The organism is Bacillus sp. 7884-1, assembly GCF_002272245.1.
GTDB lineage: Bacteria > Bacillota > Bacilli > Bacillales > Cytobacillaceae > Neobacillus.
In genome coordinates this window covers 1-8,082 of record NZ_NPDD01000245.1, presented here as the reverse complement: position 1 = coordinate 8,082, position 8,082 = coordinate 1, and the positions used below count along the sequence as shown (strand labels likewise).

Genomic DNA, 8,082 nt, shown 5'->3' with positions numbered 1-8,082 from the left:
CCTCCGCACAAATCAACAGAGTTCTAAAATCAACAGTTACCTTTAACAAAGCCTTTAAAAAAGGAGTCGGCTCATCATGAAATTAATTGACCTCCATTGTGATGCATTACTTAAACTTTCAGAAGGAAAAGGCTCGTTGCGTTTTGCAAATGCAAAAGAATTGCAGACGAATAAAATGAGGCTACATAAAGGGCAAGTCAAGGTTCAGTGCTTTGCCATTTTTATTGAGCCAGACATTCCTTCTGACCAGAAATTTCAAGAAGCACTCGTACAAATTAATTATTTTTACAAAGAAGTACTCGGGAAAAACCATGATATGATTCACATTAAAGAATGGTCTGATTTTGAAAACATTAATATCGGCCAAATTGGTGCCATGCTAACCCTTGAAGGTGTGGATGCCATCGGCAACGATATAATGAAACTCCACATCCTTTATCAACTGGGTGTCCGTTCGGTGGGTTTGACATGGAATAATGCGAATTTAGCTGCAGATGGAGCCGGCGAACCGCGTGGCGGCGGGCTTACGCTTTTTGGGAAAGAGATCGTGCAGTTTAATAATGACCATCAAATTCTGACGGATATCTCTCATTTGAGCGACAAGGGGATTTGGGAGGTCATACAATTAGCTAAATATCCAATCGCCAGTCATTCAAATTCAAGATCTATTTGTCATCATCTCCGCAACTTAACAGATGAACAAGCGACTGCGATGTTTAAAAGAAATGCGATGGTTCATGTTGTCTATTACCCTCCATTCGTAAAGGAAGCTGGAGAGGTGAAAATTTCAGACTTAATAAAGCATATCGACCACTTCTGTTCTTTAGGCGGTGTGAAGCATATTGGGTTAGGCTCTGATTTCGATGGAATATCAGCGTTTATTACTGATTTAGAGGACGCTTCGAAATCACAAAATCTCATTAATGAATTATTAAAGCATTTTAAAGAGGATGAGGTGAGAGGTTTTGCTTACCAAAACTTTCTCGATCATCGGCCAGGAGTGTTAGGATGAAAATTAGACAGGCAGGAATAAGTGTTGGCATGCTGTCAACAGGTCCCAAAAATTGTATTACCGATGTTGAGGGCGTAATGGTAGGTCAAGTAACACTTGATTTTCCACTTGATGTTGCCGGTATTGATTATGCCTGTACGGGAGTTACAGCAATATTACCCCATAAAGGGAATGTGTTTAAAGAAAAAGTAACAGCCGCAAGTTATGTAATTAACGGGTTTGGGAAGACCACCGGGCTTGTTCAAGTCAATGAATTAGGACAGCTAGAGTCACCGATCATGCTGACTAATACGTTTGGAGTACCGGCAGTCACTCAAGGAACTTTAGAATACATGCTGGCTGAGAATCCTGAAATTGGAGAAACAACAGGTACTATTAACATTGTGGTGGGAGAATGCAATGATAGTTACTTAAATTCAATTAGGAAATTTCCAGTTAAACCGGACCATGCGATTGAAGCAATTAGAAATGCCTCAGACCATCAGGCTGAGGAAGGTGCTGTTGGTGCTGGTAAAGGGATGGTTTGCTTTGGTTACAAAGGTGGAATTGGTACGTCTTCGCGTACCATTGAAGAATACACAATCGGGTGTTTAGTTCTAAGCAACTTTGGTAAAAAGGAAGAACTACAAAAATTACGTTATTCAAAAGTGGAAGGACTTTCGGATACATCAGATGGCTCGATTATCATTGTGCTCGCAACGGATGCTCCTTTAAGTGACAGGCAGCTATTGCGTTTATCAAAACGTTGTGGAATTGGTCTCGGCAGAACAGGCAGTCATTTCAGTCATGGCAGCGGGGATATTGTCATCGCCTTCTCGACAGCTCATAAATCAGACCATTTTTCCGAAGAATCCACGGAAGAAAGGATCCAGCTTCGCGAAGACCATCCCCTGATGAACCAGCTATTTACGGGCGCTGCAGAAGCAGCAGAGGAAGCAATCCTAAACTCACTTTCACAGGCAGTGACCACAAAAGGAAGAGCGGGAAGAGTTGTAAATAATATTACCTTTACGGGCGAGGAATGAATGATATGTATCTAACCATAAAAGAAACAGCAGAATATTTATCCATGCCAGAAGCAAAAATAGAAGAACTAATCAAACAAAAAAAAATCCGCGCCATCCATGACGGAGAAGGCTGGATCATCAACAAAGAACAATTCAACACCCACCTAAAACAAATCGAAAAATACAAACACCTGGTCGAAGAAATCCTAAGCGAACCCATCCCAGAAGACCACGACATAAAAGATGAGGACTAATTTAGAAGCGTTATAATATGGTGCCTGTCACCGTCCGTGGACAGTGTCCACGTGGTATGGACACTTCTTCAAAATCGTGGAAGAAGGGGTTTTCAAGTGGGGAATTTTTTCTTGAAGAGAGTTTATGAACCATTCGATGATTCAGATGGTTTTCGGATTTTAGTGGATCGATTGTGGCCGCGTGGGATTTCGAAGGAGGCTGCTAGGTTGACGGCTTGGCAGAAGGAGGTGGCTCCTAGTCCTGAGCTTCGTAAGTGGTTCTGTCACAAGCCTGAGTTGTTTGAGGAGTTTCGAGCTAAGTACATAGAGGAATTGCGTACGGATGAACAGAAGCTGAGTATTTTCGGTGAATTAATTCAACTGACTTCTGAGGGGAACGTTACTCTCCTTTATGGAGCAAAGGATCCTGTATATAATCATGCAATCGTACTGCTAGAAGAGCTAAACAGAATTATAGAAGAAGTAAAAGCATAGAAGAGGAGCCCTGAGATAAAAGGGCTCTTCTTTTAGTTAGATATCTTTTTTCTTAGAGGATTAATACATGAATTTCTTGAATATGTAGGATATAAAAATAGTTTTTGGGGGTACATAATTTATGAAATTTTATAACTTTAATAAAGAGAGTGGTAAGCAAATTACAAAATTTAATTCTGATTTTATTATGACTCGAATCATACAAACAAATAAGGATGCATCAATAGGTTGTATGCATTTAGGTGAAAATGGCTTGATAGGTTTTCACCAAGCAGTAGGACCGCAACTATTGTTAATCTTAAATGGAGAAGGTTTGGTAAGTATTAATCAGGAAGAATATTTTAAAGTACAGCCTGGAGATGCTGTGTTTTGGGAAAGAGACGAATGGCACGAAACAAAATCTGAAAATGGATTAACAGCTATTGTGATTGAAAGTGAAGAGTTAAATCCAACAGCATTCATGCCTTCAAAGATCTAACATTACATTTGGAGTTAAACTCGCAGATACTACATGAGTCTGGGTGTCACTGGGAAAACTCCTAAATAAATAACATAAATAGGAGTTCTATTATGAAAAAATATTTTTTATTATTCTGTATGATATTAATCCTGTTTTGTACTTATACCGGTATTCATGGCTCTTCGGCCAGTACAAAGGTCATTAACCTTGTAGCTCTCGGTGATTCCATCACACATGGAATAGGGGACCCTGCAAAAAAGGGATACATTAATGGTGTTAAAGTGAAATTGGAAGATATACTGAATACTCCTGTCCAAGTGAGTAACTTTGCCATTCCAAGGTATTCTACCGATAAAGTTCTCGAACAACTGCAGGATAAAAAAATCAACACGCAGATAAAAAAGGCCAGCTATATCATTCTTTATATCGGAACGAATGATTTTAGAAAGAGTGCTAATTATCAATTTAACCCACTTGATGTAAAAAGAATAAATGATGGTAAAGTTACATTCACAACCAACCTTAATAAAATCCTTGAAAGCATAAGGAAAGATAATTCTGCTGCTCCTATTTTTGTTCTAGGTTTATATCAACCCTATGTCGAATATTCAAATCGCAAGGAAATTCTAAGCACCATAAAAGATTGGAACGATGAAATTGTCAAAGTGACAGATAATTTTGATCGAATTGATTATGTTGCCACGCTTGACCTATTTCAAGATAAACCCAAAAGTACTTATTTCAGTGATTCTTTACATCCCAATCCTGCTGGTTACAAATTAATTGCTAAACGATTATCTGAAAAAGTTTTAAAAGAAATTGGTACTAAATCATTATCGAATTAGAAACAATTGTGATACTAAGCTATGAATAAAGAAGATAAGGAGCATTTAAAATGATTACACTTAACGAAAAACCCGTTGTAAAAGCAGAAATGCTTATTCGCAGACCAGTTGAGGAAGTTTATGAAGCTTTTATCAACCCAGAAATTACTACAAAGTTCTGGTTCACCAAAAGCAGCGGAAGATTAGAAGAAGGTAAAACAATCAGGTGGGACTGGGAAATGTATGGTGTTGGGGATGAGTTAAATGTTAAGAAATTAGAGCAAAACAAGGTAATCAGAATTGAATGGACCGATGGCACTCAGGTTGAGTGGGTATTTACCCCCCGAGGAGACAATCAAACTTTTGTTTCGATTACAAACTCTGGCTTTTCTGGCAGCGGCGATGAAATGGTCAACCATGCCATTGATTCAATGGGAGGATACACAATGGTACTCTCTGGATTAAAGGCTTATCTAGAGTTTAACATTCAATTAAATCTTGTAGCCGACAAGGCACCGGATGCGAACGTAAGTTGGTAAGAGTAATAAGGCAGCTAAATTCCCTGGATTTAGTCTGCCGTTTTGTCATGATTTAAGCAGAGTTAAAAGGGAGTACAGACAATGGAGAAATATATAGAGCGCATTAAACAGGTTTACCCTAGCCTTTCCGTCCTGGATTGTCAGATAAATGAAATTGGCCAAAATAATGATGTAATAATTGTAAATGGATCAATCGTTTTTAGATTTCCAAAGTATCAAATGGGGATAGACAATTTAAAAAAAGAGACTGAGATATTAGAAGCTATTAATAGCAATGTATCTATTCCGATACCATATCCTATCTATCAATCTTTTGAAAATTGGGAAGTAGGAAAAGCTTTTGTTGGCTATGAGTTAATCCAAGGGTCTCCATTATGGAAAGCAAGTTTCGGAAGGATTAAAAATGAAGAAGTATTAAATAGGCTAGCATCACAGCTTGTGCGCTTCCTTATTGAAATTCATTCAATTTCTAAAAAAACACTGCCATTAGAGGAAACCAATCCCCGTGAACAAATGGTCAACCTTTATCTAAGGATACAAAATAAACTGTTTCCTTTTATGAGGGAAGAATCACAACGACAAATTTCTTCTTCTTTTGAAACCTTTCTATATAGCAAAACATGCTTAAACTTAAACACCACTTTGATCCATGGCGACTTTGGGGCCACCAATATTTTATGGAATCCTGATACCTATAATATATCGGGGATTATTGATTTTGGCGGCAGTGGTATCGGTGACCCCGCCTATGATTTTGCAGGAATACTATCTAGTTACGGGGAAGAGTTTTTTAATATGTGTTTGAATTTATATCCAAATGGAACAGAAATAGCTGAACGAGTTAAGTTTTATAGAAGTACCTTCGCATTACAAGAAGCCTTACATGGGGTGGAAAATGACGATGTAGAAGCATTTGAAAATGGGATAAAAGCTTTTAGATAAACTTCAAACAGAGTTCTTAGATTCTTAAAAAACTGTCTCCAATAGAAACAAGCTCATATAGTTCTTAATGCTTAATTTCAAACTTTCCTCCGATAAAGAAATAAAGATAAATGGGTATATTATCCTACCTTTTTAAGCATTATAAAAGATGTTGCTAGCCCAACATACATAATAAGGAGGAATTACAAATAATGACCAATAAAAATAACAATCGTAACCAACCTCATACTGGTGGAAGCAAGGCTGATACGGAATTTGGTGCAGAACAAGGATTAAGTAAGAAAGCAAGGAAACAAGCTGCAAGAGAAAATAAAAAGAACTCCTAATTTAAAGTGGAAAACGCATCACAAGGGTAACGGGTTTTGTTTCCGAGTACAAAATATAAAAAGTCATTAGGAAAAGGACATCAAATCGCAACGGTTTGATGTCCTTTTTTTGTTGTTATTTAAGGTACTTTTGGTATGCCAAATGGTACTCGAAAAATTTTCGTTACAGAACTTTCTGTAGAGGTCATAATTAATAAACTATTTACTTCCCACTTCAAATCGATTGATTAATAATCACAAGTATTGTGAAAGTATGTACTTAAACTAAAGAAGCAGTTTAGTTGAAGAAGGAATTTTGTCTAGTTAGTCGAATATAACCTTGGATGTAAGGTAAATAGTGGCTCTTATCTTTAGGAAAGAAATTATAAATTAATAATGAGAAAAATAAAAGGATGAAGGAGAAAATAATGAACATTTCAGTTTTAGGATGCGGGCGATGGGGAACTTTTATGGCTTGGTATGTCAATAAAGTTGGACATAATGTAATGCTATGGGGGAGGGAAAGTTCAAGAAATTTTGTTGGATTAAAAGAAACTAGAAAAAATGATTACCTCTCTTTACCAGATACTTTAGAATTAAACAGTTCATTAGAGCAAACGATTTCATTTGCTGAAGTAATCATCATTTCAATCAGTGCTCAAGAATTAAGGTCATTTGCTAAACAATTAAGCTTATTAAAAGAAACGGAAAACAAAACATTCATTTTATGTATGAAAGGTCTTGAAGCCTCTAGTGGAAAAAGACTTTCTCAAGTATTTAGTGAGGAGGTCGGAAGAAATGTGAATGTAGCAGTTTGGGTAGGACCAGGACACGTACAAGATTTTGTAAAAAATATACCAAATTGTATGGTTATTGGTTCTGATAATGTAGAAATAACAAAGAAGATTGTTGAAGAGCTAAATAGTGATTTAATCAGGTTCTATTATGGTCAAGATCTTATTGGGAATGAAATAGGGGCTGCAACCAAGAATGTTATGGGAATTGCAGCAGGCATGTTAGATGGATTAAGTTATAGCAGTTTAAAAGGTTCGCTAATGGCTAGAGGGACAAGAGAAATATCTCGTCTAGTAAGAGCAATGGGGGGGAATGATTTAACGATTTATGGATTAAGTCATTTAGGAGATTATGAAGCAACATTATTCTCAATTCATAGCCATAATAGGAAATATGGACAAGCTTACGTTGAAGGAGAGAAGTTTGGAAAACTTGCTGAAGGTGTTTCTACAGTTAGAGCATTAAGGGAATTATCTAAACAGTATGGTGTAGAACTTCCGATCAGTAACGCCTTATATGAGATTTTATTTGAAAATAAAAATGCAAAGGAAACATTAGAAGATTTATTCTTGAGACCTGTAAAGTTTGAGTTTCAATAAATATTAAAAAAATTCCTTGTTTAACTAACGGGATGCAATACTTCAAGTAGGAGATTACTCCTTTTTTATTGAACTAAAGAGCAGTATTGTTCAATAATCAAAGGGAAACATTGAGAAAAAATAGGTGGAAAGTATATGAATAATTATTCCCAATTGACACCGTTATGGAAATGAGGAAGGAATTTAAAAATAATTTAATACAAAATTAGTGAAATGATTCTTTTCTTCACTGGCAATGCTGGTATCTTATTATTATATTAATCGTCCCTTTGTTAATACTAGAATTTGAATACAGGATATTGCAAATTAACAGGAACATAGGAGGTATGAAATTTGAAGATCCAAAGAATAGATCATGTGGGTGTAATCGTAAATGATCTCTCTGCCACTAAAGAGTTTTTTTTCGATTTTGGACTTGAGGTGAAAGGGGAATGGGAAATGGAAGGAGAGTTGATGGGATATGCAGTTGGGCTTAATGACGTTAAAGTAGCCTGTGTAGGATTGGGAACGCCAGAAGGTCAGACATGGATAGAGCTAATCAAATTTTATTCGCCGTCAGATGAAAAAGATATTCAGCAACCCTTTGCAAATACACTGGGTATCCGACATATTGCATTTACTATTGAAGATATTGAAGCTGTTGTTGCCAAATTGAAAAAGAAGGGTACGGAAATCTTTAGTGAGATACAGCAATATGAAGAAAGTTATAAATTATGCTACGTTCGTGGTCCAGAGGGAATTATTTTGGAGTTGGCGGAAAAAATCAGATAAATATTGAATGGGACTTTAAATGATTTAGATATTCAACTTTAAAGATTTCTTCTTAAACTATCGGGTGCTTGTGCGGCCGAGCATAGGTCGTATCATATAA

Annotated in this window: 11 protein-coding genes; all 11 read left to right on the top strand. The window is 36.6% G+C overall.

Going from position 1 to position 8,082, the window contains the following annotated elements:
- Window positions 1–76 precede the first annotated feature (76 nt).
- The 11 genes from CHI06_RS26275 (at window position 77) to CHI06_RS26230 (ending at window position 7,982) form a co-directional block, all read left to right on the top strand.
- Window positions 77–1,012: a dipeptidase gene (locus CHI06_RS26275; RefSeq protein WP_095251601.1), complete on the top strand. Its 936-nt coding sequence runs from the start codon at window positions 77–79 to the stop codon at window positions 1,010–1,012.
- Window positions 1,009–2,037, top strand: coding sequence for a DmpA family aminopeptidase (locus tag CHI06_RS26270; RefSeq protein ID WP_095251600.1), 1,029 nt, complete (start codon window positions 1,009–1,011; stop codon window positions 2,035–2,037). The genes CHI06_RS26275 and CHI06_RS26270 overlap by 4 nt, the downstream gene beginning before the upstream one ends.
- Before the next feature lie 5 nt (window positions 2,038–2,042).
- Window positions 2,043–2,273: an excisionase family DNA-binding protein gene (locus tag CHI06_RS26265; RefSeq protein ID WP_133371227.1), complete on the top strand. Its 231-nt coding sequence runs from the start codon at window positions 2,043–2,045 to the stop codon at window positions 2,271–2,273.
- 96 nt (window positions 2,274–2,369) lie between these two features.
- Window positions 2,370–2,747, top strand: a complete 378-nt coding sequence (locus CHI06_RS26260; RefSeq protein WP_095251598.1) for a DUF488 domain-containing protein — start codon at window positions 2,370–2,372, stop codon at window positions 2,745–2,747.
- Window positions 2,748–2,868: 121 nt separating this feature from the next.
- A complete protein-coding gene (locus tag CHI06_RS26255; protein WP_095251597.1) occupies window positions 2,869–3,225 on the top strand; it encodes a cupin domain-containing protein in 357 nt (118 codons plus the stop codon).
- 92 nt (window positions 3,226–3,317) lie between these two features.
- Complete coding sequence (locus CHI06_RS26250) at window positions 3,318–4,052, top strand: GDSL-type esterase/lipase family protein (protein ID WP_095251596.1); 735 nt, start codon at window positions 3,318–3,320, stop codon at window positions 4,050–4,052.
- Between the two features lie 50 nt (window positions 4,053–4,102).
- Window positions 4,103–4,570 (top strand): SRPBCC family protein, encoded by a 468-nt coding sequence (locus CHI06_RS26245; RefSeq protein WP_095251595.1) that lies wholly within the window; start codon window positions 4,103–4,105, stop codon window positions 4,568–4,570.
- Window positions 4,571–4,651: 81 nt separating this feature from the next.
- Entirely contained in the window at window positions 4,652–5,512 is an 861-nt protein-coding gene (locus CHI06_RS26240) for a phosphotransferase family protein (RefSeq protein ID WP_095251594.1), read from the top strand.
- A gap of 191 nt (window positions 5,513–5,703) precedes the next feature.
- A complete protein-coding gene (locus CHI06_RS30820; protein ID WP_257009464.1) occupies window positions 5,704–5,838 on the top strand; it encodes a hypothetical protein in 135 nt (44 codons plus the stop codon).
- Between the two features lie 407 nt (window positions 5,839–6,245).
- On the top strand, window positions 6,246–7,211 hold the full coding sequence (locus CHI06_RS26235) for an NAD(P)H-dependent glycerol-3-phosphate dehydrogenase (RefSeq protein ID WP_095251593.1): 966 nt from the start codon (window positions 6,246–6,248) through the stop codon (window positions 7,209–7,211).
- Between the two features lie 333 nt (window positions 7,212–7,544).
- On the top strand, window positions 7,545–7,982 hold the full coding sequence (locus CHI06_RS26230; RefSeq protein WP_095251592.1) for a VOC family protein: 438 nt from the start codon (window positions 7,545–7,547) through the stop codon (window positions 7,980–7,982).
- Window positions 7,983–8,082: the final 100 nt, after the last annotated feature.

Excerpts from the sequence above, each read along its gene's own strand:
- CHI06_RS26270 (WP_095251600.1), top strand. The coding sequence starts at position 1,009 with ATGAAAATTAGACAGGCAGGAATAAGTGTTGGCATGCTGTCAACAGGT.
- CHI06_RS26235 (WP_095251593.1), top strand. The coding sequence starts at position 6,246 with ATGAACATTTCAGTTTTAGGATGCGGGCGATGGGGAACTTTTATGGCT.
- CHI06_RS26275 (WP_095251601.1), top strand. The coding sequence starts at position 77 with ATGAAATTAATTGACCTCCATTGTGATGCATTACTTAAACTTTCAGAA.
- CHI06_RS26250 (WP_095251596.1), top strand. The coding sequence starts at position 3,318 with ATGAAAAAATATTTTTTATTATTCTGTATGATATTAATCCTGTTTTGT.
- CHI06_RS30820 (WP_257009464.1), top strand. The coding sequence starts at position 5,704 with ATGACCAATAAAAATAACAATCGTAACCAACCTCATACTGGTGGAAGC.
- CHI06_RS26240 (WP_095251594.1), top strand. The coding sequence starts at position 4,652 with ATGGAGAAATATATAGAGCGCATTAAACAGGTTTACCCTAGCCTTTCC.
- CHI06_RS26255 (WP_095251597.1), top strand. The coding sequence starts at position 2,869 with ATGAAATTTTATAACTTTAATAAAGAGAGTGGTAAGCAAATTACAAAA.
- CHI06_RS26265 (WP_133371227.1), top strand. The coding sequence starts at position 2,043 with ATGTATCTAACCATAAAAGAAACAGCAGAATATTTATCCATGCCAGAA.
- CHI06_RS26245 (WP_095251595.1), top strand. The coding sequence starts at position 4,103 with ATGATTACACTTAACGAAAAACCCGTTGTAAAAGCAGAAATGCTTATT.